General features: G+C 72.4%; 24 protein-coding genes. 16 read left to right on the forward strand and 8 right to left on the reverse strand.

Annotation, left to right across the window (positions count from 1 at the left end; translation table 11 throughout):
* The first annotated feature begins 9 nt into the window (after positions 1-9).
* The 3 genes from pufM to EOE48_RS29085 all read left to right on the forward strand — a co-directional run bounded on the left by pufM (position 10) and on the right by EOE48_RS29085 (position 2509).
* Entirely contained in the window at positions 10-1005 is a 996-nt protein-coding gene (pufM, locus tag EOE48_RS05175; RefSeq protein WP_127727711.1) for a photosynthetic reaction center subunit M, read from the forward strand.
* Positions 1002-2048 carry a photosynthetic reaction center cytochrome PufC gene (gene pufC / locus EOE48_RS05180; RefSeq protein ID WP_127727712.1) on the forward strand — a complete coding sequence of 349 codons (1047 nt, stop codon included), beginning with the start codon at positions 1002-1004 and terminating at the stop codon, positions 2046-2048. The genes pufM and pufC overlap by 4 nt, the downstream gene beginning before the upstream one ends.
* A 284-nt stretch (positions 2049-2332) precedes the next feature.
* Positions 2333-2509: a hypothetical protein gene (locus tag EOE48_RS29085; RefSeq protein ID WP_177303150.1), complete on the forward strand. Its 177-nt coding sequence runs from the start codon at positions 2333-2335 to the stop codon at positions 2507-2509.
* Between the two features lie 423 nt (positions 2510-2932).
* Here EOE48_RS29085 and EOE48_RS05185 read toward each other — a convergent pair whose 3' ends face one another.
* The 8 genes from EOE48_RS05185 to EOE48_RS05220 form a co-directional block, all read right to left on the reverse strand.
* Positions 2933-4477, reverse strand: a complete 1545-nt coding sequence (locus EOE48_RS05185; RefSeq protein WP_127727713.1) for a c-type cytochrome — start codon at positions 4475-4477, stop codon at positions 2933-2935.
* Positions 4478-4497: 20 nt separating this feature from the next.
* Positions 4498-4767: a hypothetical protein gene (locus EOE48_RS05190; RefSeq protein WP_127727714.1), complete on the reverse strand. Its 270-nt coding sequence runs from the start codon at positions 4765-4767 to the stop codon at positions 4498-4500.
* 226 nt (positions 4768-4993) lie between these two features.
* A complete protein-coding gene (locus EOE48_RS05195) occupies positions 4994-5479 on the reverse strand; it encodes a TspO/MBR family protein (RefSeq protein ID WP_425463622.1) in 486 nt (161 codons plus the stop codon).
* The gene (locus EOE48_RS05200) at positions 5479-6654 is read right to left on the reverse strand and encodes a geranylgeranyl diphosphate reductase (protein ID WP_127727716.1); all 1176 of its coding nucleotides are present in this window, start codon (positions 6652-6654) and stop codon (positions 5479-5481) included. Before EOE48_RS05200 ends, EOE48_RS05195 begins: the two co-directional genes overlap by 1 nt.
* 50 nt (positions 6655-6704) lie before the next feature.
* The gene (locus EOE48_RS05205; protein WP_127727717.1) at positions 6705-8039 is read right to left on the reverse strand and encodes a BCD family MFS transporter; all 1335 of its coding nucleotides are present in this window, start codon (positions 8037-8039) and stop codon (positions 6705-6707) included.
* Entirely contained in the window at positions 8036-8938 is a 903-nt protein-coding gene (gene chlG, locus EOE48_RS05210) for a chlorophyll synthase ChlG (protein ID WP_127727718.1), read from the reverse strand. The genes EOE48_RS05205 and chlG overlap by 4 nt, the downstream gene beginning before the upstream one ends.
* 69 nt (positions 8939-9007) lie before the next feature.
* A complete protein-coding gene (gene ppsR, locus EOE48_RS05215) occupies positions 9008-10420 on the reverse strand; it encodes a transcriptional regulator PpsR (protein ID WP_127727719.1) in 1413 nt (470 codons plus the stop codon).
* An 80-nt stretch (positions 10421-10500) separates the two neighbouring features.
* A complete protein-coding gene (locus tag EOE48_RS05220; RefSeq protein ID WP_246153958.1) occupies positions 10501-11376 on the reverse strand; it encodes a cobalamin B12-binding domain-containing protein in 876 nt (291 codons plus the stop codon).
* Between the two features lie 278 nt (positions 11377-11654).
* On the opposite strand from EOE48_RS05220, the gene bchF reads away from it, so the two are divergent.
* The 13 genes from bchF (at position 11655) to puhE (ending at position 25852) form a co-directional block, all read left to right on the forward strand.
* A complete protein-coding gene (gene bchF, locus EOE48_RS05225; RefSeq protein ID WP_127727720.1) occupies positions 11655-12161 on the forward strand; it encodes a 2-vinyl bacteriochlorophyllide hydratase in 507 nt (168 codons plus the stop codon).
* On the forward strand, positions 12158-13420 hold the full coding sequence (locus tag EOE48_RS05230; RefSeq protein ID WP_127727721.1) for a ferredoxin:protochlorophyllide reductase (ATP-dependent) subunit N: 1263 nt from the start codon (positions 12158-12160) through the stop codon (positions 13418-13420). Before bchF ends, EOE48_RS05230 begins: the two co-directional genes overlap by 4 nt.
* A 4-nt stretch (positions 13421-13424) precedes the next feature.
* Positions 13425-14990, forward strand: coding sequence for a ferredoxin:protochlorophyllide reductase (ATP-dependent) subunit B (gene bchB / locus EOE48_RS05235; RefSeq protein WP_127727722.1), 1566 nt, complete (start codon positions 13425-13427; stop codon positions 14988-14990).
* A complete protein-coding gene (locus EOE48_RS05240) occupies positions 14965-18690 on the forward strand; it encodes a magnesium chelatase subunit H (protein WP_127727723.1) in 3726 nt (1241 codons plus the stop codon). The genes bchB and EOE48_RS05240 overlap by 26 nt, the downstream gene beginning before the upstream one ends.
* Entirely contained in the window at positions 18687-19595 is a 909-nt protein-coding gene (bchL, locus tag EOE48_RS05245) for a ferredoxin:protochlorophyllide reductase (ATP-dependent) iron-sulfur ATP-binding protein (RefSeq protein ID WP_127727724.1), read from the forward strand. The genes EOE48_RS05240 and bchL overlap by 4 nt, the downstream gene beginning before the upstream one ends.
* Positions 19595-20296, forward strand: a complete 702-nt coding sequence (bchM, locus tag EOE48_RS05250; protein WP_127727725.1) for a magnesium protoporphyrin IX methyltransferase — start codon at positions 19595-19597, stop codon at positions 20294-20296. Before bchL ends, bchM begins: the two co-directional genes overlap by 1 nt.
* Positions 20297-20427: 131 nt before the next feature.
* Complete coding sequence (locus EOE48_RS05255) at positions 20428-21699, forward strand: MFS transporter (RefSeq protein ID WP_425463623.1); 1272 nt, start codon at positions 20428-20430, stop codon at positions 21697-21699.
* Between the two features lie 74 nt (positions 21700-21773).
* On the forward strand, positions 21774-22565 hold the full coding sequence (gene puhA, locus EOE48_RS05260) for a photosynthetic reaction center subunit H (RefSeq protein ID WP_127727727.1): 792 nt from the start codon (positions 21774-21776) through the stop codon (positions 22563-22565).
* Positions 22562-23245: a photosynthetic complex putative assembly protein PuhB gene (gene puhB / locus EOE48_RS05265; protein WP_246153959.1), complete on the forward strand. Its 684-nt coding sequence runs from the start codon at positions 22562-22564 to the stop codon at positions 23243-23245. The genes puhA and puhB overlap by 4 nt, the downstream gene beginning before the upstream one ends.
* Before the next feature lie 10 nt (positions 23246-23255).
* Complete coding sequence (gene puhC / locus EOE48_RS05270) at positions 23256-23705, forward strand: photosynthetic complex assembly protein PuhC (protein ID WP_127727728.1); 450 nt, start codon at positions 23256-23258, stop codon at positions 23703-23705.
* Complete coding sequence (locus EOE48_RS05275; protein ID WP_127727769.1) at positions 23705-24004, forward strand: hypothetical protein; 300 nt, start codon at positions 23705-23707, stop codon at positions 24002-24004. The genes puhC and EOE48_RS05275 overlap by 1 nt, the downstream gene beginning before the upstream one ends.
* The gene (gene acsF, locus EOE48_RS05280) at positions 24001-25062 is read left to right on the forward strand and encodes a magnesium-protoporphyrin IX monomethyl ester (oxidative) cyclase (protein ID WP_127727729.1); all 1062 of its coding nucleotides are present in this window, start codon (positions 24001-24003) and stop codon (positions 25060-25062) included. The genes EOE48_RS05275 and acsF overlap by 4 nt, the downstream gene beginning before the upstream one ends.
* A gap of 7 nt (positions 25063-25069) precedes the next feature.
* On the forward strand, positions 25070-25852 hold the full coding sequence (gene puhE / locus EOE48_RS05285) for a putative photosynthetic complex assembly protein PuhE (protein WP_127727730.1): 783 nt from the start codon (positions 25070-25072) through the stop codon (positions 25850-25852).
* The last annotated feature ends 8 nt before the right edge of the window (positions 25853-25860 follow it).

Genomic DNA, 25860 nt, shown 5'->3' on the forward strand with positions numbered 1-25860 from the left:
TCCGCCGCCATGGGGTATTACCAGAACATCTACACGCAGGTGCAGGTCCACCCGCTCCATCCGGAAGCCGGCGTCGAGATCCCGGAGATCGAGAACCGCGTCGGCCAGGGCGGCTTCAGCTACCTCGCCGGCCTCGTCGGCAACGCCCAGATCGGACCGATCTATCTCGGCACGCTCGGCACGATGTCGCTGGCCTGCGGCTTCATCGCGATCGAGATCATCGGCCTCAACATGTGGGCCTCGGTGAACTGGGATCCGGTGCAGTTCGTGCGCCAGCTCCCGTGGCTCGCCCTGGAGCCGCCGCGGCCCGAATACGGGCTCAAGATCCTGCCGCCGCTCGCCGAGGGCGGCTGGTGGCTGATGGCCGGGTTCTTCCTCACCGCCTCGATCCTGCTGTGGTGGGTGCGGCTGTTCCGGCGCGCCCGGGCGCTGGGGCTGGGCTACCACGTGCCCTGGGCCTTCGCCTCGGCGATCTGGCTCTACCTCGTCCTCGGCTTCATCCGGCCGATCCTGATGGGGAGTTGGAGCGAGGCGGTGCCGTTCGGGATCTTCCCGCACCTCGATTGGACCGCGGCGTTCTCGCTGCGCTACGGCAACCTGTTCTACAACCCGTTCCACATGCTCTCGATCGTGTTCCTGTACGGATCGACGATGCTGTTCGCGATGCACGGCGCCACCATCCTGGCGGTGAGCCGCTACGGCGGCGAGCGCGAGATCGAGCAGATCGTCGACCGCGGCACCGCGACCGAGCGCGCCGCCCTGTTCTGGCGCTGGACCATGGGCTTCAACGCCACGATGGAATCGGTCCATCGCTGGCTGTGGTGGTTCGCGTTCCTGACCACGCTGACCGGCGGCATCGGCATCCTGCTCACCGGCACCGTGGTCGACAACTGGTACCTCTGGGCGGTCAAGCACGGCGTCGCCCCGAGCTATCCGACGGTCTACGGGCCGGTGGTCGATCCCCTGGCCACCTCGCCCCTCGCGGCTCCGGGAGGCACGCCATGAAGCTGACCCTTCAGATCCTCGGCGTCGTGGTGGCGGTGCTGCTCACCGGCGCGATGTTCGGCACCGCGGGCTGGACGCGCCCGCCGGTGCGCTCCGAACAGACCGGGTTCCGCGGTACCGGCATGGTGCAGGTGCAGAACCCCCGCACCCTCGCGGCGAAGATCGAGGCCAACGCCGCGCCCGCGCCGCAGGACCCGGCGCCCCCCGGCGGCGAGCCGGCGACCCAGGTCTACCAGAACGTGCAGGTGCTGAACGACCTCACGGCCGACCAGTTCAATCGCGTGATGGTCTCGATCACCGAATGGGTCGCGCCCGAGCAGGGCTGCGCCTACTGCCACAACGTCGAGAACATGGCCGACGACAGCGTCTACGCCAAGACGGTCGCCCGCTCGATGCTCCGGATGGTCCGCCACATCAACTCGGACTGGAAGAACCACGTCGGCGAGACCGGCGTGACCTGCTACACCTGCCACCGCGGCAACCCGGTGCCGCAGGCGGTGTGGTACGACAATCCCGGCCCGCCGCACGCGAAGGGCTTCGCGGCCCGGGACGGCGGACAGAACCACCCGGCGCCCGAGGCCGGCCTGACCTCGCTGAACTACGACCCCTACAAGACCCTGCTCGGCAACCCGGACATCGACCAGAACGCGGTTCGGGTCGCCGCCACCACGGCCCTGCCGACGAGCCCGTCGAAGCCGATCCAGGACGCCGAGCTGACGTACTCCCTGATGATCCACATGTCGGAGAGTCTGGGCGTCAACTGCACCTACTGCCACAACAGCCGCGCCTTCTCGTCCTGGCACGAGAGCACGCCCAAGCGCGTGACCGCCTGGCACGGCATCCGGATGGTGCGCGACATCAACGGCCACTTCATCACGCCGCTGACGCCGGTGCTGCCCGAGGCCCGGCTCGGGCCGGAGGGCGACGCACCGAAGGCCAACTGCACCACCTGCCACCAGGGCCTCGCCAAGCCGCTCAACGGCGCCAGCATGCTCAAGGACTATCCCGAGCTCGCCGGCGGGCCGATGGCGCCGGCCCAATAAGGGCCGCTTCCGGCACGCCGACAAAGCAGAAGGCCCCGGTTCGGATCCGAACCGGGGCCTTTTCGCACGTGCAAAACCGATGACGCGCGATCGGATTTTTTGGAGGTCCGGCTGGTTTACTTCGACACGGCGCCGCGGGTCTTCAGCTTCGACTGACGACGATTTGCCGCATCGGCAGGTCGCGGGGTCCCGCGAGTTGGTCAGGTGCGTGTTGCGGCGGTCCGTCCGGCCGGCGGCGCGTCCCGTCAACCAGCGCCCGTGGGGCGCCTTCGGAGGCAACGGCCATGGGCGATTCCGGCCTGATCTACATGCTCGCCTTCACGACCTTCGCGCTGGTCATCCTGTTCCTGATCTGGCAGCGGATGCGGGTCCAGCGCGCCAAGGAGACCGGCGAGCGGTCGAGCTTCACCGATCACCACGGCGGCGCGCCGCGGCCGCACCAGGGGGTGGATCCGCGGTAGCGGGTCGACGCGCCGATATGGACCCTCCCCCCTCTGTCGGGGGAGGGTGGCGAGCGGATGCGAGCCGGGAGAGGGGATCGCGACGCTGATCCAGATGGCCCCCGCCAACGGGGTCGCCACCCTTCGGAAAATAGGCGTCCTCGCATGCAGAGGGCAGGGGGCGCTCTGGGGAAAAGAAATGGCGCATCTCCCCTCTCCCGAGTGGGAGAGGGGCCGGGGGTGAGGGTGGCTCGGGTTCAAATTCATCCACCAACGGTCGAGCTGCGCAGCTCGACCGTTGGTGTTCTTTTTGGAGCCGTCTCCACCCTCACCCCTACCCCTCTCCCACTCGGGAGAGGGGATCCCGCGCTTGATCTTAAAAGGAATTTTCCCCGGATGGTCGCGCGCAGCGGGGGAGGGTACAATCCAAGGCAGCCGAAACCCCTACTTGTCCACCCGGCTCGGGTTCTTCAACTGCCCGTAGACCACGCCCGCGAAGGTGCCGAGCGCCGTCGACCAGTCGAGCCCGACGGTCTTGCGGTCGGCCACCTGGCAGAACGTGGCGGTGAGCCCGTTGACGAGCGCGGCCGAACCGGCCTGCGGGGCGGCCTGCCGGATCGCGGGCAGCAGGGTGGCGATGCGGGGCAGCATCTGCTCGGCCTTGATGTCCTTGAGCTGGCCGGCCGCGTCGGCCTGCTTGAGCGCCTCGGCGAGCGTCGGATCCGAGACAGTCTCGCAGGCGGCGTTGCCGGCGAGCATCGTCTGGGTCTCGGCGCGCAGGGCCGCGACCTGACCGGGCTCGGCGGTCGGCGGCGCTTCGTTGCCGAAGGTCTGGCGGACGTAGTTCGTCACCGCCGCGATCTCGGCGTCGGTCATGCCGACCCCGACCGCCGGCATCGCCGCGTAGTCGCCCTTGGCGTCGAGGCCGCCGAGGATCACCCGGATCACCGTCTCGGGACCCTTGGCGAGCACCGCGCCGTTGCCGGCGAGCGGCGGAATCGCCCCCGGCATGCCCTGGCCGTCCGGCCGGTGGCAGGCGACGCAGCGGTTGAGGTAGGTGTCGGCGCCGGGCGCCGTCGAGGCGGACTTGAACTCGGATCGCACGTCCGGCGTGTAGGTGGGCTTGGGCGCCAGGGTCTTGAGGTAGGCCGCGATGGCGCGCACGTCGCCGTCGCTCATCTTGCTCAGGCTTTCCTCGATCACCTGCCGCATCGGCCCGGCGACGACGCCGGCCCGGCCCGGCGCCGCGCCGGTCTTGAGGTAGGTGAAGAGCTGGTCCTCGCTCCACAGGCCCAGCCCCTCCTTGTCGTCGCCCGACAGGTTCGGCGCGTACCAGCCGTCGATCGAGCCGCCCTCGAGGTAGCCGCTCCACTGCGAGGCGCCGACGAGCTTGCTGCCGTTGTGGCAGGCGCCGCAATGGCCCGGGCCGCCGACGAGATAGGCGCCGCGGTTGACCTGCTCGGTCGCCTTCGGGTCGGGCTCGAAGCGGCCGGCGGTGAAGAAGGCGAGCCGCCACGCCAGCAGCCCCTCGCGGATGCTGAACGGAAACGCGATGTCGGCGGGCTTCCGCGGTGCGTTGATCGGTTCCAGCGAGAACAGGTAGGCCTTGATCGCCCGCACGTCGTCGTCGGTCATGCGGGTGTACCAGGGGAACGGGAACGCCGGGTACAGGTAGCTGCCGCTCCGCGTGATGCCCTCGTGCATCGCGCGCTTGAACTCGTCGTCGCTCCAGGCGCCGATGCCGGTCTCCTTGTCGGGGGTGATGTTCGGCGTCGACAGCTTGCCGATTCCGCCCGGGAAGTTGATGTAGAGCCCGCCCGCGTAGGGCTTGCCGCCGGGTGCGGTGTGGCAGGCGACGCAGTCGCCCGCCGTGGCGAGGTAGCGGCCCTTCTCGACGAGGTCGGGGGGCGCCGCGCCTTGCGCCAGCGCCGCGCCGGCGGCGAGGGCGAGCGCGCTGGTGCCGAGGGCCAGGGCCGTGATGCGACGCATGGGGCTTCCTCCGGTTGTGGTTATCGGGCGGCGGAACGCAGCCGCAGCCAGAGATCGGCGACGTGGGCGGCGCCCGCTCCCGCGAGGGCGGCGGCGAGCCAGAATCCGGGGGCGCCCGCGAGGGCGGCGCGCAGGGCCAGCATCAGGCAGGCGCCCGAAGCGAGGTTGACAAGGAGCGCCGCCCGGCCGGGTCCGCGCCGGCGGCGCCACAGCAGCAGCAGGCCGGCCTCCGCCGCGACCAGGACGAGCGCGAGGTCGACGAGCGAACCGCTGGCGAGGACGTCCGGCACGGTCGAGCCCTCCTGGCAATGCCGAGGCTTGCACAGTCGATCGGGGAACTAACCTAGAAAACGCGGGGCTCCAGTCCCGCAGAGGTCAAAACATCGTGCTGGATCGTCGAAATGACGCCACGGTTCACGATGTCGCAGCGGCGCCGAGCCCTGGTCTCGCCAAGTGCGGTGCAGCATGCGAGTTTGGGCGCTGCGGCATCCGCAAGGTCCGGTATGGCGAGCCGGCTCAGAACGGTCCGTTCAGCCGCACGATCGACCAGTTGAGCGCGGCGGCGATGCCGACCCAGACGAGGTAGGGCACGAGCAGCACCGCACCGAGGCCGGAATGGCACCCGACCGCCACGATCAGCACGGCGACCGAGAGCCACAACGCCGCGACCTCGATCAGCGCCCAGTCCGGCCGTTCCAGGCGGAAGAACAGGCCGCTCCAGGCGATGTTGAGCACGCCGTTCAGCGCGAAGGCGGCGAGCAGCCACCCGCGCTCAGGCCCCTCCGGCGCGGCGTTCCAGGCCATCACGCCGGCGATCGCCGTGAGGGTGAAGATCGTGGTCCAGACCGGGCCGAACGCCCAGTCGGGCGGCTTCCACGACGGCACCCGCAGGCTCGCGTACCAGGGGCCGAGCGTCGTGAGCCATGCCCCCGCCCCCGCGACCACGATCGCCGACGCCGCCGCCACCGCGATCGGGCCCCAGCGTCCTCCGAGCGCCTCGATCACGGCGAGACCCAGCGGAACAGATGGGCGAGATCCTTGAAGAAGATCCGTGCGTGGGCGGCGGGGCGCGCCCGCACCAGTTCCTTGTTCATGTAGGCGTCCCAGGTGAGCGACTGCACGTCGGGGTCGCGGCAGATGCTGACGAAGCGCTCCCGCAGGCCGTCGTTGCGATACCACACCGTCTGCATCAGGCGCAGGATCCAGAACACCCGGCCATGCGCCTTGAGGAAGCGGCGGCGCGCCTGCGCCAGGGCCCGGGCGTCGCCGGTCGTCAGGAAGGCGTGGCCGGCCTCGGCCGCGAGGCGGCCCCCGACCATGGCGTAGTAGATGCCCTCGCCGGAGGCCGGGGCGACGAGGCCGGCGGCGTCGCCGGTGAGCAGCACGTCGCGGCCGTTGTCGAACCGGCTCAGGGGCTTCAGCGGCAGCGGCGCGCCCTCGCGGCGCAGGGTCTCGCCGCGGTCGAGCCCGGTCGCGGCGCGCAGCCGCCCGACCGCGCCGCGGAGCGAGAACCCCTTGCGGGCGCTGCCGGTGCCGATGCTGAGCGTGTCGCCGTGCGGGAAGATCCAGGCGTAGAAGTCCGGCGACAGCACGCCCTGGTAGTAGACGTCGCAGCGCGCCGCCTCGAAGGCGCCGGCCGGCGGGGTGCGCACGATCTCGTGGTAGGCGAAGACCTGCCGCATCCGCGCGTGGGCCGGGATCTCCTGGCGCCCGACCGCCGAGTTGGCGCCGTCCGCCCCGATGACGAGGCGGGTGCAGAGCCGCGCCTCGGCCCCGCCGGCGTCGCGGTAATGGACCGTGACCACGCCCGCCTCGCGGGTCAGCCGCAGATAGGTGCCGGTGATCCGCTCGGCGCCGGCGAGGGCGGCGCGGTTGCGCAGCCACTCGTCGAAGGGCCCGCGATCGACCATGCCGACGAAGCCATCGCCGACCGGCATGTCGACCGCGCGCTCCCGCGGCGAGACCATGCGGGCGGCGCGGATCCTCGCCACCAGCAGCTCGTCGGGGATTGCGAAGTCGCGGATCAGCCGCGGCGGGATCGCGCCGCCGCACGGCTTGATGCGCCCGGCCCGGTCGAGCAGCACGATCCGGCGGCCGAGCCGCGCCAGATCGGTCGCCGCGGTCGCCCCGGCCGGACCGCCCCCCACCACCACCGCATCGAGGATCGCCTCGTCCATGGCCGTGCCTCCGGGTTGTCCGGACCGGTGCTCGCCGGCCGGATCGTTGGTCAGACCGCGTGCCTCATCGCCAACCCGCCGAGTGGTCGCTTCCCGGGCTCCGGCCGGCCGATCCCGAGGGCCAGCCCGGCGGCAGCGAGGAACAGGACCGCCTCGATCACGAAGACCGTGGCGTAGGCCGGCACCACCGTGTCGAAGGCGAGCCGCGCGAGGTCGACGCCGGCCGCGCCGAGGAAGCCGCCGAGGCCGAAGGCGAGGCCCTGCGCCGCGCCCCAGACGCCCATCCGGGTGCCGTGGCGGCTCTCGCCGCCGGGCGCGCCGCCGGTGCCGGCGAGCGCCATCATCGAGCCGATCGCCGCCACCGCGAAGATCCCGTTGAACAGGCCGAGCGCGGCGACGCAGGTACGAAGCGGCATGCCGGGTCCGCCGAATCCGCAGGCCGCGATCGCCGCGAGCGCGCCGGCCGAGCCGAGGCAGCCGGCGACCGTCCACAGCCGCAGCGAGGCGAGGGGCCCGCGCCCGTTGGCGGTGACGAGGGCGACCACCACCATGCCGGCCAGCACGCCGCCGTTCTGGAGCCCGGCGAGCTTCGTGGTCGCGCCCGGCGACAGCGCGAAGACGAGGCCGGCGAAGGGTTCGAGGATCAGTTCCTGCGCGCTGTAGGCGAGCATCGCCAGGAACACGAACACCGTGAATCGGCGCGCCTGCGGCTCGGCCCAGACCTCGGCGAGGACGAGGCGGAACGGCCGCGCCGGCCCGGGCCGGGCCCCGCCGGGGGGCCGCGGCGGCTCGAGGCCCCACACAGCCGCGAGGGCGACCAGGAAGGCGATCAGCGAGACGCCGCCCGACACCGCGACGAGGCGGGATTCCGAGAACGGATCGAGGAGGTGTCCGGCGGTAGGCGCGGTGACGACGAAGCCGGCGATCATCATGATCCAGACGATCGTCGCCGCCGCGCCCCGGCGGTGCGGCGCGACGCCGGTGGAGAGCAGGACCAGCAGCGAGGTGCCGGCCGCCCCGACCCCGATGCCGACGGCAAGGAACGACAGGACGAGGAGCGCGAAGCCGGCCACCGGATGCGTCGCGACGAGGGTCGTCCCGAGGGCGGCGCCGACGCCGCCGAGCGCCAGCAGCGCCATGCCGCCGACGATCCACGGCGTGCGCCGCCGGCCGAGATCCGACCCGTAGCCCCAGCGCGGGCGCAGCACCTGCACGGCGTAGTGCAGAGCCACCAGCCCGCCGGGCAGGGCGGCGGGGAGCGCCAGCTCCACCACCATCACGCGGTTGAGGGTCGAGGTGATGAGCACCACGATCGCGCCGAGCGCGGTCTGGACGAGGCCGAGGCGCAGGATGGTTCCCCAGCCGAAGGCGGCGGCCGGGCTCACGCGACGCCCCCGCGCAGCGCCAGCGCCGCAGTCAGCATGCCGAGCACGAACAGCAGCGTTCCGGTGCCGTTGTACCACGCGGCGCGACCGTGCGGGTCGGCGAGGAAGCGGCGCATCAGCGTCCCCTGGCCGGCGAGCAGAGCGGCGACGAGGGCCGCGTGCCAGGGCGCGCCCCAGGCGGCCAGCGCCGCGACCGCGGCGACCTGCGGCGCCGCCATGACGAGGCAGGCGAGGCGGGCGGCGCGGTCCGGCCCGAGCTGGACCGGGAGCGAGCGGATCCCGGTGCGCCGGTCGCCCTCGATCGACTTGAAGTCGTTGAGGGTCATGATGCCGTGGGCGCCGAGGCTGTAGAGGGCGGCGAGCAGGAGGACGCGCCCGTCGGGGAGGGCCGCGCCCATCACGGCGGCGCCGGTGAACCACGGCAGGCCCTCGTAGCACAGGCCGCAGGCGGCGTTGCCCCACCAGCCGTTGCGCTTCAGCCGCAGGGGCGGCGCGCTGTAGATCCAGGCGAGCGCGAGGCCGAACACCGCCGCGCCGAACACCCAGGGCCCGAGCAGGGACGCGACCGCGAGCGACAGCAGCGTCCAGGCCACCGCCACCGCGAGGCCCCAGCGGCCGGGGATGCGGCCCGAGGGGATCGGCCGGTGCGGCTCGTTGATGGCGTCGACGTGGCGGTCGAACCAGTCGTTGGCCGCCTGGCTGGTGGCGCAGACCAGCGGTCCGGCGAGCAGGATCCCGGCGAGCACCACCGGCCAGCGCCCGCCGACCGCGACCCCCGACGAGACCACGCCGCAGGCGAAGGCCCACATAGGCGCGAACCACGTGATCGGCTTGAGCAGTTCCAGCAGCGCGCGCGGCGCGGGAACCGCGAGAGGCTTCGGCAGGCGCTCGGTCGTCATGCCGGGAGGGTGGGACCGCCCCGGGCGAGTGTCAAGTAAACTTTACACTCGCGGACGCCGGTCCCCCGGTCAGCTCTCGCTCTCCTCCGGCTCCTCGGCGCCGTCGAGGTCGCCGAGGCCGTAGCGGCGCATCTTTGCGTAGAATCCCTGCCGGCTCAGCCCGAGCATCTCGGCGGCCGAGGCGCGGTTGTCGTGGGTGATGCGCAACGCCGCCTCGATGCACAGGCGCTCGATCAGGTCGGTGGTCTCGCGCACCAGCGCCTTCATCGAGACGCGGCCGACGAGTTCGGTCATGTGCTCGACCGAGCGCGGCAGTTCGCGCCCGCCCGGCGCCACCGCGGCGACGCGCCGGGGCAGGGTGCGCAGGGTGAAGCCGAAGCACGGCCTGCCGCCGCCCGGCACCGAGACCGCCGCGACCTCGACCTCCTCGACCACGCCGAACTCGCCGCGGATCACGGTGGCGAAGTGGCGGACCGAGCCGTGCTCGGCGAGCGTCGCGAACAGGGTGCCGATCTCGGTGCCCTCGCGCCCGAGCCAGCGCTCCAGCGATTCGCCCTTGGCCTGATGCTCGGTGGCGAGCTGCGCGAGATCGAGGAAGGCGGCGTTGACCCCGACGATCCGCCGCTCGCGGTCGGTGACGACGAAGCCCTCCGGCATCGCCTCGATGACCTCGAGCGCCCCCGAGCGCGTCGCCGCCGGGCTCGCGGCCGGCGCCACGACGGCGAGGCGCACCACGATGCTGGAGCCCGATTCCTCGCGGAACAAGGTGGCGGAGACCCGCGCCTCGCCCCGCCGCTGGGCGAGGCGGGCGGAGAGGTCCTCGGCCTGCCCGGTGAGGCGCAGGCCGACGAGGAGCGCCTGGACGGCACGGGCGCCCTCCGGCTCGAACAGGTCGACGAGGTCGCGCCCGACGATGCGCTTCGTCGCCCGGCCGAGGAGCCGGGCGGCGGCCGGGTTGATCTCGGTGATGCGGCGGGTGCTCGCATCGACGATCAGGATCGGCTCGCCGGCGAGCTGGAACAGCACCCGGTAGCGGGTCTCGGCGCTGCGCAGGCGGGCGTAGTCGCGCTCCAGCGCCTGCTGTGATTCGGCCAACCGCTGCTGCAGGGCCGAGAGCGCCCTGAGGTCCCGGCCGATCACGATGATGCGGTCGTCGTCGGGGATGCGCAGGGCGGCGTAGCGGATCGGCACGTCGGCCCCGCCCTGGGCGGAGGGGTGGTTGACCTGCCGCCAGCGCGTCACGGCGCCGAGCCCGGCATCCTCCAGCAGGCTCGCGACCTTCGGGCGGCTCTCCACCGTGACGGTGTCGATCCAGCGCCGGCCGAGCCAGGTCTCGCCCGCCTCCTCCGACAGGCCGTCGGCCCCGAACGCGGCGTCGCGGATCACGCCCTCGCCGTCGACCACCAGCGACACGTCGCTGGCTGCAGCGACGAGGCTGCCCGTCGTCCGGGGATCGAGGCGGGAGACGGCGTCTCGAAGCACCGCGAAAGATTCCTTCGCAGCAGGGCTCACGGGTCTGTTCAAGGGCCACCAACGTATGCCGACCGCATCGAACAGGTCTTTCAGCAGGCTCTAATCCTCAGATCAAGCAAGCTTCGTGCGATTTCAGGGGCTTCGCGCGCATCGTCGACGGATGCGTCGGCCCCGGCGAGCCGGACGCGGTCGGGACGGCCGTGGAAGGCGGGGCCGCCGACGATCAGCCGCAGGTCGCGGTTGCGCGAGGCGCGCCGCAGCACCGGGACCGCCGCGACCAGCCGGTCGAAGCAGACGTCGCAGGACAGGGACAGGCCGACGACGTCGAACCACTCGCCCCGCAGGCGGTCCAGCGCCTCGGCGAGCTGGGCGTCGAGGCTCGTCGCCACCTCCCAGCCGGCCGCCGCGAAGAAATGGGCCGCGAGGGTCAGGCCGAAGGTGTGGGTCTCGCCGGGAGCCGGCAGGAGCAGGACGCGCCGGCTCGCCGGGTCGACCGGCCGCGGATCGAGGCAGAGCGTCTCGAGGTCGTGGACGAGGCGGCGCAGCCGCGCCATCGCGGTGGTCACCTGGACGAAGTCGCAGACATCCTCCTCCCACAGCCGGCCGATATGGCGCGCGGTGGGCGCCAGCAGGCCGGTCAGGACCTCCTCGGCGGCCATCCCGTCGTCGAGCAGGGTCCGGATCTCCGAGACCGCGTCGCGGTCCTCGGGCGCCAGCATCACGGCGGTGAGCCGGGCGACGTCGTCAGGGCCGGCGACGCGCGTGGAGGCGCGCCGCGGCCGGGCCTCGCCACGATGGGCCAGCATCAGCCGCGGAATGATCTCGGTCTCGACCACCTGCGCAAGGTCATCCCGCCAGCGCAGGCGCCGCCGGGCCTCGACGGCCGAAGACCGGTCGCGAAAACTCCGGTCGCCGCGGATCGGCATCGCGCCGGGCAGCGTGCCGGATTGTGCTTGATCCCCCACCGGCACCTCCCCGATGCGCAGGAAAATCGGCTTTGCTCGACTTTGCGTCGGCTTTTCTGGATTGGGAGCGTCGTCCTCACGACGGCGTTATCCGGGGTTCTCTGCAGGATACATCTCCGGCGCGTTGCCGCAAGGCACTTTCGCGGCATGCTCTCCGGAATGTCATCCGGGTTAACTGTCAACCTAGGTTGACACTCGGCCGGCGGCGGTCCTAGGCTTCTCCCATCGGCATCCACGGCGAACGCGGGCCGGACAGGGCGGAAGTGAGGGCAGGCGCGATGGCGACGTCCACGGACCGGCCGTTTCTCTACAGCGAGGCCGAGCGGCGACGCCGGGACGCCTCGCCCTGGACCCTGGTCCAGGGCGTGCTCGCCCCGGTCCAGTTCGCGATCTTCCTCGTCAGCCTCGCGCTCGTCCTGCGCACGCTCTCGACCGGGGAGGGCGCGGCCCTCGCCAACGCCTCGGTGGTGGCCAAGACCCTCGCCCTCTACGCGATCTTGGTCACCGGCTCCCTGTGGGAGAAGGCGGTGTTCGGGCGCTACCTGTTCGCGCCGGCCTTCTACTGGGAGGACGTGGTCAGCATGCTGGTGCTGGCCCTGCACACCGCCTACCTCGCGGCGCTCGCGACCGGCGCCCTCGGCACCTCCGGGCTGATGCTGCTGGCGCTCGCGGCCTACGCCACCTACGTCGTCAATGCCGGCCAGTTCCTGCTCAAGCTGCGCACCGCCCGGTTGCAGGCGCCGGTCCAAGGACGGCTGTCCTCCGCGATGGAGGCGGCACGATGACGGCGCTCGCGAGCCCACTCGCCTGCGGCCCCGAGATCCGCCACGAGCGCGGCCAGCGGGCGGTGTTCTGCGGCCTCACCGGCATCGTCTGGCTGCACCGCAAGATTCAGGACGCGTTCTTCCTCGTCGTCGGCTCGCGCACCTGCGCCCACCTGATCCAGTCGGCCGCCGGCGTGATGATCTTCGCCGAGCCGCGCTTCGCCACCGCGATCATCGAGGAGCGGGACCTCGCCGGCCTCGCCGACGCGCACGAGGAACTCGACCGGGTGGTGCGCCGCCTGCTGGAGCGCCGGCCGGACATCAAGCTTCTGTTCCTCGTCGGCTCGTGCCCGTCCGAGGTCATCAAGCTCGACCTCGGCCGCGCCGCCGCGCGCCTCTCGGCCGACTTCGCCCCGGACGTGCGGGTGCTGAGCTATTCCGGCAGCGGCATCGAGACGACGTTCACGCAAGGGGAGGATGCCTGCCTCGCCGCCCTGGTGCCGGACCTGCCGCGCACCGACGAGGCCTCGCTCGTCGTCGTCGGGGCGCTCGCCGACGTGGTCGAGGACCAGTTCGCGCGGCTGTTCTCCGATCTCGGCATCGGGCCTGTGCGGTTCCTGCCCGGACGCCGCGCCGCCGACCGCGCCCCGGTCGGCCCGCGCACCCGCTACATCCTGGCCCAGCCGTTCCTCACGGACACCGCCCGGGCGCTCGAAGGCCGGGGTGCGACCCGCATCCCGGCGCCGTTCCCCCTCGGGGCCGAGGGCACGAGCCTGTGGCTCGCCGCCGCCGCCCGCGCCTTCGGCGTGGCGCCCGCCCGTCTCGCCGCGGCAACGGAGCCCGGCCGGGCCCGGGCGGCGCGGGCGCTCGCCGCCCACCGGGAGCGGCTTTCCGGCCGGCGGGTGTTCTTCTTCCCCGATTCGCAGCTCGAAGTGCCGCTCGCCCGCTTCCTGTCGCGGGAGATGGGCGCGGAGCTGATCGAGGTCGGCACACCCTATCTGCACCGGGGCCATCTCGCCGAGGATCTGGCGCTGCTGCCCGACGGCACCGCGGTGACGGAAGGCCAGAGCCTCGACGACCAGCTCGACCGCTGCCGGGCGGCGCGGCCCGACCTCACAGTGTGCGGCCTCGGCCTCGCCAACCCGCTCGAGGCCGAGGACCTGCCGACCAAGTGGTCGATCGAGCTGCTGTTCACCCCGATCCAGGGCTACGAGCAGGCCGGCGACCTCGCCGGGCTGTTCACCCGCCCCCTCGCGCGCCGCGCGCGGCTGGAGGCCTGAGGCGATGCAGCTCACGCTCTGGACCTACGAGGGACCTCCTCACATCGGCGCGATGCGGGTCGCCACCGCGATGCGCGGCCTGCACTACGTGCTGCACGCGCCGCAGGGCGACACCTACGCCGACCTGCTGTTCACGATGATCGAGCGGCACGGCGCCCGCCCGCCCGTCACCTACACCACCTTCCAGGCCCGCGACCTCGGCGCCGACACCGCCGAGATCTTCAAGCAGGCGGTGAGCGACGCCTACGAGCGCTTCCGCCCGCAGGCGATGATCGTCGGCGCCTCGTGCACGGCGGAACTGCTGCAGGACGATCCGGCCGGGCTCGCCCGGGCGCTCGGCCTGCCGATCCCGGTCATCCCGCTCGAACTGCCCGCCTACCAGAAGAAGGAGAACTGGGGCGCGTCCGAGACCTTCTACCGGCTGGTGCGGGCACTCGCCGGCCCGCCCGCCACCGCGCCGCGGGTCCGGGCGAGCTGCAACATCCTCGGGCCCACCGCCCTCGGCTTCCGCCACCGCGACGACCTGCGGGAAGTCCGCGGCCTGCTCGGGGACCTCGGCATCGCCGTCAACGTGACGGCGCCGCTCGGCGCCACGCCGGCCGACCTCGGACGCCTGGGCGAGGCCGCCTTCAACGTCGTGCTCTACCCGGAGATCGCCCGCAGCGCGGCGCAGTGGCTGGAGCGCACCCACGCCCAACCCTTCGTCGAGACCGCGCCGATCGGCGTGAGGGGCACGCGCGCCTTCGTCGAGGCGGTGGCGGCGCTCGCCGGCGTCAATCCGGCCCCGGTCCTCGACGGCGAGGGGTCGCGGCTGCCGTGGTACGCCCGCTCGGTCGATTCGACCTATCTCAACGGCAAGCGGGTCTTCGTCTTCGGCGACGCGACCCACGCGATCGCGGCGGCGCGGGTCGCGACCCACGAGATCGGCTTCACCCTCGTCGGGCTCGGCACCTATTCGCGGGAGCTCGCCCGTGAGGTGCGGGCGGAGGCGGCGGCCCACGGCATCGAGGCGCTGGTCACCGACGATTACCTCGCAGTCGAGGCGGCGATCGCGGCGGCGCAGCCGGAACTGGTGCTCGGCACCCAGATGGAGCGCCACGTCGCCAAGCGGCTCGGCATTCCCTGCGCGGTGATCTCGGCGCCGATGCACGTCCAGGACGTGCCGGCCCGCCACGCGCCGCAGATGGGCTTCGAGGGCGCCAACGTCCTGTTCGACACCTTCGTCCACCCGCTGATGATGGGGCTGGAGGAGCATCTTCTCGCGATGTTCCGGGACGACCCGGAATTCCATGACGGCGTAGCCCCTTCTCACCTCGGCGTGGCTCCCTCGCATCTCGGCGGCCGGCCACGCGAGGAGGCCGAGGCCGAGGCCGCGACCGCCGTGCTCGCCGCGGCGCCCGCCGCCGGGCCGGTGGTGTGGGCGATCGAGGCCGAGCGCGAACTCAAGAAGGTGCCGTTCTTCGTCCGCGGCAAGGCCCGGAGCAACACCGAACGCTACGCCCGCGAGCGGGCGCTCCCGCTCATCACCGTCGAGACCCTGTACGATGCCAAAGCGCATTTCAGCCGGTGAGGGGCCGGGCGCGCTGCCGGAGCTGCGCGTCGTCGTCGTCACCCTCGACAACCATCTCGCCGGGGCGGTGGAGCGGGCGCGCCGGGTGCTGGCGCAGACCGCCCCCGGGCTGATCCTCGGCTTCCACGCCGCCGCCGAGTGGGACACCGACCCCGCCGCCCTCGACTCCTGCCGCGCCGACATCGCCCGGGCCGACATCGTGCTCTCGGCGATGCTGTTCATGGACGAGCACGTCCGGGCGGTGCTGCCGGCGCTGCTCGCCCGCCGGCCGCATTGCGACGCGATGGTGGGCTGCCTGTCCGCCGCCGAGGTGGTGCGCACCACCCGGATGAACCGCTTCGCCATGGACGGCTCGCAGCGCGGCGCGCTCGACTTCCTCAAGCGCCTGCGCGGCAAGTCGGGCCCCGGCGGCGCGAGCGGCGGCGGGGCGCGCCAGATGGCGCTGGTCCGCCAGATCCCCCGGATCCTGCGCTTCATCCCGGGCTCGGCCCAGGACGTGCGGGCCTACTTCCTGACCCTGCAATACTGGCTCGCCGGCTCGGACGAGAACGTCGTCAACCTCGTGCGCTTCCTCGCCGGCCGCTACGCCGCCGGGGAGCGGGCGGGCTGGCGCCAGCGCCTCGCCGCCGAGGAGCCGCGCGCCTATCCGGAGACCGGCCTCTACCACCCGCGGATGCCGGGCCGCCTTGCCGAGCGCCCCGACCGGCTGCCGGCGGAGGGCAGGGCCGGCCGGGTCGGGCTGCTGCTGATGCGCTCCTACGTGCTCGCCGGCAACACCGCGCATTACGACGGCGTGATCGCGGCGCTCGAAGCCCGCGGGCTCTCGGTCGTGCCGGCCTTCGCCAGCGGCCTCGACAACCGCCCGGCGGTGGAAAAGTTCTTCCTGAGGGACGGAAGGCCGGCGATCGACGCGCTGGTCTCGCTCACCGGATTCTCGCTGGTCGGCGGCCCGGCCTACAACGACGCGGCCGCCGCGAGCGCGATGCTGGCGCGGCTCGACGTGCCCTACCTCGCCGCCCAGGCGGTCGAGTTCCAGAGCCTCGAACAGTGGGAGGTCTCCGAGCGCGGCCTGTCGCCGGTCGAGGCCACCATGATGGTGGCGATTCCCGAACTCGACGGCGCCACCGCCCCGATGGTGTTCGGCGGCCGCGCCGCCCGCGCGGAGGGATCCCGCGACGGGACGCAGTCCCGCGACATGGCCGTCCACCCCGAGCGCGCCGCGCGCCTCGCCGACCGGGTGGCGAAGCTCGTCGCCCTGCGCGCCCGCCCGCGGGCCGAGCGCCGGGTCGCGGTGGTGCTGTTCAACTTCCCGCCCAATGCCGGCGCCACCGGCACCGCCGCCTTCCTGTCGGTGTGGGAGTCGCTCCACCGCGTGCTCCTCGGCCTGAAGGCGGACGGCTACGCGGTCGAGATCCCCGAGACCGTGGATGCCCTGCGCGCCCGGGTGCTGGAGGGCAACGCCGCCCGCTACGGCACGCCGGCCAACGTCGCCCACCGGATCTCCGCCGACGATCACGTCCGGCGCGAGGCCCACCTCGCCGAGATCGAGGCGCAGTGGGGGCCGGCCCCGGGCCGCCACCAGAGCGACGGCGGCGGGATCCTGGTTCTCGGGGCCCACTTCGGCAACGTCTTCGTCGGGGTGCAGCCGGCCTTCGGCTACGAGGGCGACCCGATGCGGCTGCTGTTCGAGCGCGGCTTCGCGCCGACCCACGCCTTCTCGGCCTTCTACCGCTACCTGCGCGAGGATTTTTGCGCCGACGCGGTGCTGCATTTCGGCACCCACGGGGCGCTCGAATTCATGCCCGGCAAGCAGACCGGGCTGTCGGCGGCGTGCTGGCCCGAGCGGCTGATCGGGGCCTTGCCCAACGTCTACCTCTACGCCACCAACAACCCGTCAGAGGGCACGCTGGCCAAGCGCCGGACCGCCGCGACGCTGGTGAGCTACCTGACGCCGAGCCTCGCCCAGGCCGGGCTCTACCGCGGGCTGATCGACCTCAAGGCGTCGCTGGAGCGCCGCCGCGCCCTGCCGCCGGAGGATGCCGCCGAGCGGGCCAAGCTCGCGGTACTGATCCACGGCCAGGCCCTCGCCCTCGACCTCGCCGAGGGCGACGGGTGGGGGACGGAGGCCGAGACCCGCATCGCCGACCTCGGCGTGCGGCTGATCGAACTCGAACACACCCTGATCCCGCACGGGCTGCACGTGGTCGGGCAGGGAACCCCGGCGGCCGAGCGCGCCGACCTGCTGCTGGCGCTCGCCTCGTCCGTCCACGGCCTCGTGCCCGACCGCGCCGGCATCGAGCGGCTGGTCGCCGGAGCGGCGCCCGAGGAGGCCGCCGGGCCCGGCGCCGACGACGCCACCCTGGCGGCGTTCCGGGCGCTCGCCGGGACCGACCGGCTGCTCGCCGAGGACCACGAAATTCCGGCCCTGCTGCGCGCCCTCGACGGCCGCTTCGTGCCCCCGGTCGCCGGCGGCGACGTCTTGCGCTCGCCCGCGATCCTGCCGACGGGGCGCAACCTGCACGGCTTCGACCCCTACCGGATCCCGAGCGCCTTCGCGCTGGCCGACGGCCGCGCCCAGGTCGAGCGGCTGCTCGCCCGCCACGCCGCCGACGGCGGCGCCTACCCGGAGAGCATCGCGCTCGTCCTGTGGGGCAGCGACAACCTCAAGAGCGAGGGCGCGCCGGTGGCGCAGGCGCTGGCGCTCATGGGCGCCGCGCCGCGTTTCGACGGCTACGGCCGGCTCTGCGGCGCGGTGCTGATCCCGCTCGAAGACCTCGGCCGCCCGCGCATCGACGTCGTGGCGACCCTGTCCGGCATCTTTCGCGATCTGCTACCGCTGCAAACGAAGCTGCTGGCCGAGGCCGCCTACCTCGCCGCCACCGCCGACGAGCCCGAGGCGCTGAACTTCGTGCGCAAGCACGCGCTGGCGCACCAGGCCGCGCACGGCATCGACATCGAGACCGCGGCCTTGCGGGTGTTCAGCAACGCCGAGGGCGCCTACGGCGCCAACCTCAACCACCTCGTCGATTCCGGGCGCTGGGACGACGAGGCCGAACTCTGCGAGACGTTCTCGCGCCGCAAGAGCTTCGCGTATGGCCGCGACGGCCGTCCCGAGCCCCGGCGCGCCCTGATGCAGGCGGTGCTGGCGGGCGTCGATCTCGCCTACCAGAACCTCGATTCGGTCGAGGTCGGGGTGACGAGCGTCGACCATTATTTCGACGGGCTCGGCGGCATGGCCCGCGCGGTGGCGAAGGCCCGAGGGACCTCGGTCCCCGTCTACATCAGCGACCAGACCCGGGGCGAGGGCCGGGTGCGCTCGCTCTCCGAGCAGGTCGCGCTCGAGACCCGCACCCGGATGCTCAACCCGAAATGGGCCGAGGGCATGCTCGGCCACGGCTACGAGGGCGTGCGCCAGATCGACCAGCACCTCACCAACACGGTGGGCTGGTCGGCCACGACCGATGGCGTCGCGCCCTGGATCTACCAGCGCATCACCGAGACCTACGTCCTCGACGAGGCGATGCGCGAGCGCATGGCGGCGCTCAACCCCGCCGCCTCGGCCAAGGTCGCCCACCGCCTGATCGAGGCGCACCGGCGCGGCTTCTGGACCCCCGACCCCGAGACCCGCGCCGCCCTCGACCGGGCCGAGGAGGCCCTGGAGGACCGGCTCGAAGGCATCACCGCGGAGGCTGCGGAATGAACATCGCGATCCGAAACCCCGTCGCGGCGAAGCGCGCGCCCGAAGGGCGCCAAGAAGGAAGTCTCCAGGTCGCCCTCGACCCGGACATCCGCATCGAGACCGCGAAGGTCTTCGCCGTCTACGGCAAGGGCGGCATCGGCAAGAGCACCACCTCGTCCAACCTCTCGGTCGCGTTCTCGAAGCTCGGCAAGCGCGTGCTGCAGATCGGCTGCGACCCCAAGCACGATTCGACCTTCACGCTGACCAAGCGCCTCGCCCCCACGGTCATCGATGCGCTCGAAGCCGTGCAGTTCCATTCCGAGGAACTGCGGGTCGAGGATTTCGTGGTCGAGGGCTACAACGGCGTGCGCTGCGTCGAGGCCGGCGGCCCGCCGGCCGGCACAGGCTGCGGCGGCTACGTCGTCGGTCAGACGGTGAAGCTGCTCAAGGAGCATCACCTTCTGGAAGACACCGACGTGGTGATCTTCGACGTGCTCGGCGACGTGGTCTGCGGCGGCTTCGCCTCGCCGCTCCAGCACGCCGACCGGGCGCTGATCGTCACCGCCAACGACTTCGACTCGATCTTCGCGATGAACCGCATCGTCGCGGCGATCCACGCCAAGTCGAAGAACTACGGCGTGCGCCTCGGCGGCGTCATCGCCAACCGCTCGTCCGCCACCGACGAGATCGACCGCTTCAACGCGGCGGTCGGCCTCAAGCGCCTCGCGCATTTCCGCGATCTCGACGTGGTGCGCCGCTCGCGCCTCAAGAAGGCGACCCTGTTCGAGATGGACCCGTCGCCGGAGCTGCTCGCGGTGCAGGCGGAGTACCTGCAACTGGCGGAGCAACTCTGGGCCGGCGTCGAGCCGCTGCCGGCGGTGCCGATGAAGGACCGCGACCTGTTCGAGTTCCTGGGATTCGACTGATGACCAGCACCACCTACGCCACCCGCCGGGCCCAGCTCGAAACCTATTTCGACCGCACCGCCGTCGAGGCCTGGGCGCGGCTGACCTCGGACGCGCCGGTGAGCCGCATCCGCGCCACGGTGCGCGCCGGCCGCGACGCGATGCGGGCCGAACTCCTGTCCTGGCTGCCGGCCGACCTGTCCGGCCGGCGCCTGCTCGATGCCGGCTGCGGCACCGGGGCGCTCGCCGTCGAGGCGGCGCGCCGCGGCGCCGAGGTCGTGGCGGTCGACGTGTCGCCGACCCTGGTCGGGCTGGCGCACGAGCGTCATGCCGGCCTGCGGCTGCCCGGCCGCCTCGACTTCCGGGTCGGCGACATGCTCGACGACGATCTCGGCCGCTTCGACCACGTCGTGGCGATGGATTCGCTGATCCACTACCGCACCCCCGACATCGTGCGGGCGCTCAACCTGCTCGGCCGCCGCACCGGCGCCTCGTTGCTGTTCACCGTGGCGCCGCGCACCCCGCTGCTCACCGCCATGCACGCCGCCGGCCGGCTGTTTCCCCGCGGCGACCGGGCCCCGGCGATCGAGCCGGTCGGGGAGCGCGCCCTGCGCCGCCGCATCGGCGAGGAGCCGGGCCTCGCGCCCTTCGCCCTCGCCCGCAGCCGGCGGATCACCTCCGGCTTCTACCTCTCCAACGCCCTGGAGCTGGTGCGCCGATGAGCAGCACCCGCCGCCTCATCCGGGCCCTGGCCGAACTCGGCCCGCGCTACCTGCCGTTCGCGGACGCCGCCACGGCGGAGCTGCCGCTCGGCCGGCTGCTGCGGCTGTCGCTGTTCCAGGTCACGGTCGGGATGGCGGCGGTGCTGCTCATCGGCACCCTCAACCGGGTGATGATCGTCGAACTCGACGTCCCGGCCTGGATCGTCGCGGTGATGCTGGCGCTGCCGCTGCTCGCCGCCCCGTTCCGGGCGCTGGTCGGCTTCCGCTCCGACACCCACCGCTCGGTGCTCGGCTGGCGCCGCGTGCCCTACCTGTGGTTCGGCACGCTGCTGCAGTTCGGCGGCTTCGCGATCATGCCGTTCGCGCTGCTGATCCTGTCGGGCGACACGACCGGGCCGATCGTGGTCGGGCAGGTGGCGGCGGCGCTCGCTTTCGTGCTGGTCGGGGCCGGGCTCCACACCACCCAGACGGTCGGGCTGGCGCTCGCCACCGATCTCGCGCCGGCCCACGCCCGGCCGCGGGTGGTGGCGCTGCTCTGCGCCATGCTGCTCGCCGGCATGATGGCGAGCGCCGTGGTGTTCGGGCTGGCGCTGGCGAACTTTTCCGCGATCCGGCTGATCCAGGTGATCCAGGGCGCAGCGCTCGCCACCCTCGTCCTCAACGGCATCGCCCTGTGGAAGCAGGAGCCGCGCGACACCTCCCGCCGGTCGGCGCCGGCCCGCCGCTTCGGCGAGGCGTGGGAGTCCTATGCGACGCAGCCGCTGGCCCGCCGCCGCCTGATCGCCACCGGGCTCGGCACGGCGGGGTTCAGCATGCAGGACATCCTGCTCGAACCCTACGGCGGCCAGATCCTGCACCTGCCGGTCGCCGCCACCACGGCGCTCACCGCCGTGCTGGCGGTCGGGGGCGGGATCGGCCTCGTCACCGCTGCACGCTGGCTCAACCGCGGCGGCGATCCCTTCCGGGTCGCGGCGGCCGGCGCCGTCATCGGCATCGCGGCGTTCTCGGCCGTCGTCTTTGCCGCGCCGCTCGGGTCGGGGAGCCTGTTCGCCTGCGGCGTCGCGCTGATCGGCCTCGGCGGCGGGCTGTTCGCCCACGGCACCCTCACGGCCTCGATGGCCGGGGCGCAGCCGGAGCAGACCGGCCTCGCGCTCGGCGCCTGGGGCGCCGTCCAGGCCACCGCCGCCGGCGCCGCCATCGCGGCGAGCGGCATCCTGCGCGACCTCGGCTCGGCGCTCGCCGTCTCGGGCCGCCTCGGCGAGGGGCTGGCCGAAGCCTCGACCGGCTACCTCGTCGTCTATCACATCGAGATCGGGCTCCTGTTCGCGACCCTGGTGGCGATCGGGCCGCTGGTGCGCCGGCCCGGTCAACCCGCGCTTTCCGCCCGCCCGGCCCTGCCTTAAGTTGTTGTTTTTACGCGTTTTCTTCGGCGAAACGGTGTCCATTTCGCCGGAAAATGCTTTCGAAGGAGGCCACCATGCCCAAGGGTGCCATCACAGGCTACATCGACGTCGCGCAAGTGGTGCTCTACGCGTTCTGGTTCTTCTTCGCCGGGCTGGTCTTCTACCTGCGCCGCGAGGACCGCCGCGAGGGCTACCCGCTCGAATCCGAGGTCCATGGCGGGCTCAAGGGCTGGGACTGGCTGTTCCTGCCGAGCCCCAAGACCTTCGTGCTCGCCGACGGCTCGACCGTGCTGGCGCCGCGCCCCCACGAGGGTCCGGTCGGCGAGCTCAAGGCGGTCAAGCTCGAACCCTGGCCCGGCGCGCCGATCGTGCCGACCTCGACCGACGATTCCCGCCTCGCCGACGGCGTCGGCCCGGGCTCTTACGCGCTGCGCGCCGAGCGCCCCGACCTGACCTGGGAGGGCAAGAACCGCATCGTGCCGATGCGCGTCGCCGACGAGTTCACCGTCTCGGCGTCCGACCCCGACCCCCGCGGCATGCCGGTCTACGGCGCCGACGGCGTGCTCGCCGGAACCGTGACGGAGATCTGGGTCGATCGCGGAGAGTCGCTGCCGCGCTACTACGAGATGGAACTGGAGGGCGCCCGCGACCGCACCGTGCTGATCCCCTGGACCTTCGCGGACGTGCAGCGCTTCAGCCGGCACAAGAAGATCGTCGTCGAGGCCCTGCTCGCCCGGCAGTTCGCCGGCGTGCCGCAGCCGCGCGACCCCGACAGCATCACCCTGCGGGAGGAGGAGCGGGTCATGGCCTATTACGGCGCCGGCACGCTCTACGCCACCGAGGGCCGCCAGGAGCCGCTGCTGTGACGCCGACGCCGATCCCCCAGCGCCCGATCCCCCAAGGCCCGATCCCCCAAGGCACGGTCCAGGGCCCGATCCCCGATGGCCTGCCGGGGCCGCTGCCCGCCGGCGAGCGCCTGCTGTGGCAGGGCCGTCCGGGGCTGCTCAGCCTCGCGCGCCGCGCCTTCCACGTCGACCTCGTCGGGTTGTATTTCGGCGGGCTGGCGCTGTTCCAGGCGGTCTCGACCGGCCGGGCGGGCGCGGCCCTGCCGGTGCTGCTCGGCGGGGCGCTCGCGCTGGCGATCCTGTTCGCCCTCGCCTGGGGCGCGCGCCGCACCACGGTCTACACCCTCACCGACCGGCGGCTGATGCTGCGCATCGGCATCGCGCTCCAGATGGACGTGAACCTGCCGCTCAAGGAGATCGAGGCGGCGTCCTTCCGTCGCTTCGGCGACGGCAGCGGCGACCTGCCGCTGCGGCTCAAGCCCGGGGTGCGGCTGGCCTACCTGCACCTGTGGCCGCATGCCCGGCCGTGGCGGCTGACCCGGCCCGAGCCGATGCTGCGCTGCGTGCCCGAGGCCGAGGCGGTGGCCAAGCGCATCGCCGCGGCCCTCGCCGAGGCGAACGGCCAGCCGGTCCAGGCCGTGCAGCCGGCCCCGGCGGCGGCGCCCGTCCTGCCCGGTCGCCTCGCGGCCGCCGGCCACTGAGGGGGAGGCGATGGCCCACGACATCCCGGTCCCGCGCCCGCTCCTGCGTAATGTCGGCCTCCTCGTCGCCTTCTCGCTCGCCGCGGTGGCGTTCGGGCGCACCAGCGGCGTCGGCACCACCCACATGCCGCCGGCTGCCGCGATCCAGGTGCTCGACCTCGCGGTCGAGGACCGGCCGGACGGCCGCGTCGCCCTGCGCGAGGCCGGCAGCGGCCGCCTCGTGGCGGAGGTCCAGCCCGGCGAGGACGGGTTCCTGCGCGCCACCCTGCGGGTGATGGCCCAGGCGCGCCTGCGCGAGGGCCTGCCGCGCGACCCGCCGTTCCGGCTCACCCGCTGGGACAACGGCACGCTCTCGCTCGACGACGTGGCGTCGGGCCGGCGGATCAACCTCGAAGCCTTCGGGCTCGGCAACGCGGCCGCCTTCGCGCGGCTGCTCGAACAGGGGAGGGGCGCATCGTGATGCAGTGGTTCGGCGGCAAGCGCCGCATCGAGGTGCCGTGCACCGTCGAGATCGAGCAGACGGCCGAGAGCCTGCACGCCCACGTCACGCTCGACGGCGGGCTGCTCATCGCCCCGGGCGACGAGGTGACGGTGCACGACGCCCCGACCTCGGTACCCTACGGCGACCGGATCGTGGTGCGCCGCACCGCCACGGTGGTGCGCGCCGGCGCCGTCGAGCGCCTGTGGACCCGCATCGCGGGCCATTTCGAGCTCACCGAACTCTACGAAGTCAGCTTCTCGGAAAGGACGCGGCTATGAGCGCGACGACCCTGAAGACCCCCAACGAGAGCACGAAGTCGGCCCAGGAGACCACCTTCCTGAGCCCGCGCTTCTACACCACGAACTTCGAGGAACTCGACCGCACGAATGTCGAGCCGGTGCGGGCCGAATGGGACGTGCTGATCGCCGAGATGCGCAGCGACCCCAACAAGCGCCACTTCGTGCGCAATTCCGACTTCGACCTCGACCTGTCCGGCCTCGATCCGGAGCTGCGCAAGGAATTCCTCGACTTCCTGGTCTCGTCGATCACCGCCGAGTTCTCGGGCTGCGTGCTCTACGCCGAGATGCGCAAGCGGGCCAAGAACAAGGACATCCGCGAGCTGTTCGGCTTCATGAGCCGCGACGAGGCCCGCCACGCCGGCTTCATCAACGACACGCTCAAGGATTTCGGGGTCGGCATCGACCTCGGCTTCCTCACCAGGGCCAAGAAGTACACCCACTTCCGGCCGAAGTTCATCTTCTACGCCACCTACCTGTCGGAGAAGATCGGCTATGCCCGCTACATCACGATCTTCCGCCACCTCGAGCGCCACCCCGACAAGCGCTTCCACCCGATCTTCAAGTGGTTCGAGAAGTGGTGCAACGACGAGTTCCGCCACGGCGAGGCGTTCGCGCTGCTGATGCGCGCCAATCCGAAGCTGCTCACCGGCATCAACTATTACTGGATCAAGTTCTTCCTGCTCGCCGTGTTCTGCACGATGTTCGTGCGCGACCAGTGCCGGCCGGCCTTCCACAAGGCACTCGGGGTGGACCCGAAGGAGTACGACTTCCAGGTCTTCGCCATCACGTCGGAGATCTCGCGGCAGGTGTTTCCGCTCACCCTCGACATCGACAACCCGGGCTTCCGGGCCGGGCTGGAGCGGCTGCTGACCTGCGCCCGCGGCATCGAGGAGGCGAAGGCACGGGGCGGGATCGTCGGCAGGCTCCGGCATGCCGGCCACGTTGCGCGGGCCGCCTTCGCCTTCGGGCGGCTGATGGTGATGCCGGCGAAAGCCAACCCGATGCCCGCGCAGATCCGCCTCAGCCCCGCCTGGTAGCGCCCGCATGTCCGACTACGCCGCGCCGATCCTCTATGCCGTCGTGATCTGGTGGTTCCTGACCGGGGCGATCCTCTGGCTGAACCACCGGCCGCGCCGCACCCATGCCTGGAGCTTCGGCGCGACGACGCTGGCGCTGGCGGTCGCCCTGTGGGTGGTGGCCTGGAGCGCGACGCAGGAGAGCGAGGCGGGGGCTTACGCGGCGTTCACGGCGGCGCTGATCGTCTGGGGCTGGCAGGAGATGGCCTTCTACATGGGCTATCTCGCCGGCCCCCGCCGAACCCCGGGCGTGCCGACCGATCGCGGCCTCGCCCGGTTCGGCGCCGCGGCGGCGACGAACCTGTGGCACGAGGCGGCGATCATCCTCGGCGCCGTCGCGATCGGCTGGCTCACGGCGGGCGGCCCGAACCGGATGGCGCTGTGGACCTACCTCGTCCTGTGGGGGATGAACCTCAGCGCCCGCCTCAACCTGTTCCTCGGCGTGCGCAACCTGCACGCCGAGTTCCTGCCCGAGCATCTGCGCTACCTCGGCAGCTTCTTCCGCCGGGCGCCGATGAACGCGCTGTTCCCGGTGGCGATGATCCTCGCCACCGGCTTCCTGCTGGTGCTGCTGCACCCCGCCGTCACCGAGAGCGCCTCGGCGTTCAAACGGTCCGGCCACACCATGATGGCGACGCTGATGGCGCTCGCGATCCTGGAGCACGGCTTCCTGATGCTGCCGCTGCCGTCGGCCGCGCTCTGGGGCTGGGGGCTGCCCGCCCGCCGTCCCGGCGCCGACGCGGCGCCCTGAGCCGACAA

The sequence above is a fragment of the Methylobacterium oryzihabitans genome, assembly GCF_004004555.2.
Lineage (GTDB): Bacteria > Pseudomonadota > Alphaproteobacteria > Rhizobiales > Beijerinckiaceae > Methylobacterium > Methylobacterium oryzihabitans.

Excerpts from the sequence above, each read along its gene's own strand:
- pufM (WP_127727711.1), top strand. The coding sequence starts at position 10 with ATGGGGTATTACCAGAACATCTACACGCAGGTGCAGGTCCACCCGCTC.
- pufC (WP_127727712.1), top strand. The coding sequence starts at position 1,002 with ATGAAGCTGACCCTTCAGATCCTCGGCGTCGTGGTGGCGGTGCTGCTC.
- EOE48_RS29085 (WP_177303150.1), top strand. The coding sequence starts at position 2,333 with ATGGGCGATTCCGGCCTGATCTACATGCTCGCCTTCACGACCTTCGCG.
- EOE48_RS05185 (WP_127727713.1), bottom strand. The coding sequence starts at position 4,477 with ATGCGTCGCATCACGGCCCTGGCCCTCGGCACCAGCGCGCTCGCCCTC.
- EOE48_RS05200 (WP_127727716.1), bottom strand. The coding sequence starts at position 6,654 with ATGGACGAGGCGATCCTCGATGCGGTGGTGGTGGGGGGCGGTCCGGCC.
- chlG (WP_127727718.1), bottom strand. The coding sequence starts at position 8,938 with ATGACGACCGAGCGCCTGCCGAAGCCTCTCGCGGTTCCCGCGCCGCGC.
- bchF (WP_127727720.1), top strand. The coding sequence starts at position 11,655 with ATGGCGACGTCCACGGACCGGCCGTTTCTCTACAGCGAGGCCGAGCGG.
- EOE48_RS05230 (WP_127727721.1), top strand. The coding sequence starts at position 12,158 with ATGACGGCGCTCGCGAGCCCACTCGCCTGCGGCCCCGAGATCCGCCAC.
- bchB (WP_127727722.1), top strand. The coding sequence starts at position 13,425 with ATGCAGCTCACGCTCTGGACCTACGAGGGACCTCCTCACATCGGCGCG.
- EOE48_RS05240 (WP_127727723.1), top strand. The coding sequence starts at position 14,965 with ATGCCAAAGCGCATTTCAGCCGGTGAGGGGCCGGGCGCGCTGCCGGAG.
- bchL (WP_127727724.1), top strand. The coding sequence starts at position 18,687 with ATGAACATCGCGATCCGAAACCCCGTCGCGGCGAAGCGCGCGCCCGAA.
- bchM (WP_127727725.1), top strand. The coding sequence starts at position 19,595 with ATGACCAGCACCACCTACGCCACCCGCCGGGCCCAGCTCGAAACCTAT.
- EOE48_RS05255 (WP_425463623.1), top strand. The coding sequence starts at position 20,428 with ATGGCGGCGGTGCTGCTCATCGGCACCCTCAACCGGGTGATGATCGTC.
- puhA (WP_127727727.1), top strand. The coding sequence starts at position 21,774 with ATGCCCAAGGGTGCCATCACAGGCTACATCGACGTCGCGCAAGTGGTG.
- puhC (WP_127727728.1), top strand. The coding sequence starts at position 23,256 with ATGGCCCACGACATCCCGGTCCCGCGCCCGCTCCTGCGTAATGTCGGC.
- EOE48_RS05275 (WP_127727769.1), top strand. The coding sequence starts at position 23,705 with ATGCAGTGGTTCGGCGGCAAGCGCCGCATCGAGGTGCCGTGCACCGTC.
- acsF (WP_127727729.1), top strand. The coding sequence starts at position 24,001 with ATGAGCGCGACGACCCTGAAGACCCCCAACGAGAGCACGAAGTCGGCC.
- puhE (WP_127727730.1), top strand. The coding sequence starts at position 25,070 with ATGTCCGACTACGCCGCGCCGATCCTCTATGCCGTCGTGATCTGGTGG.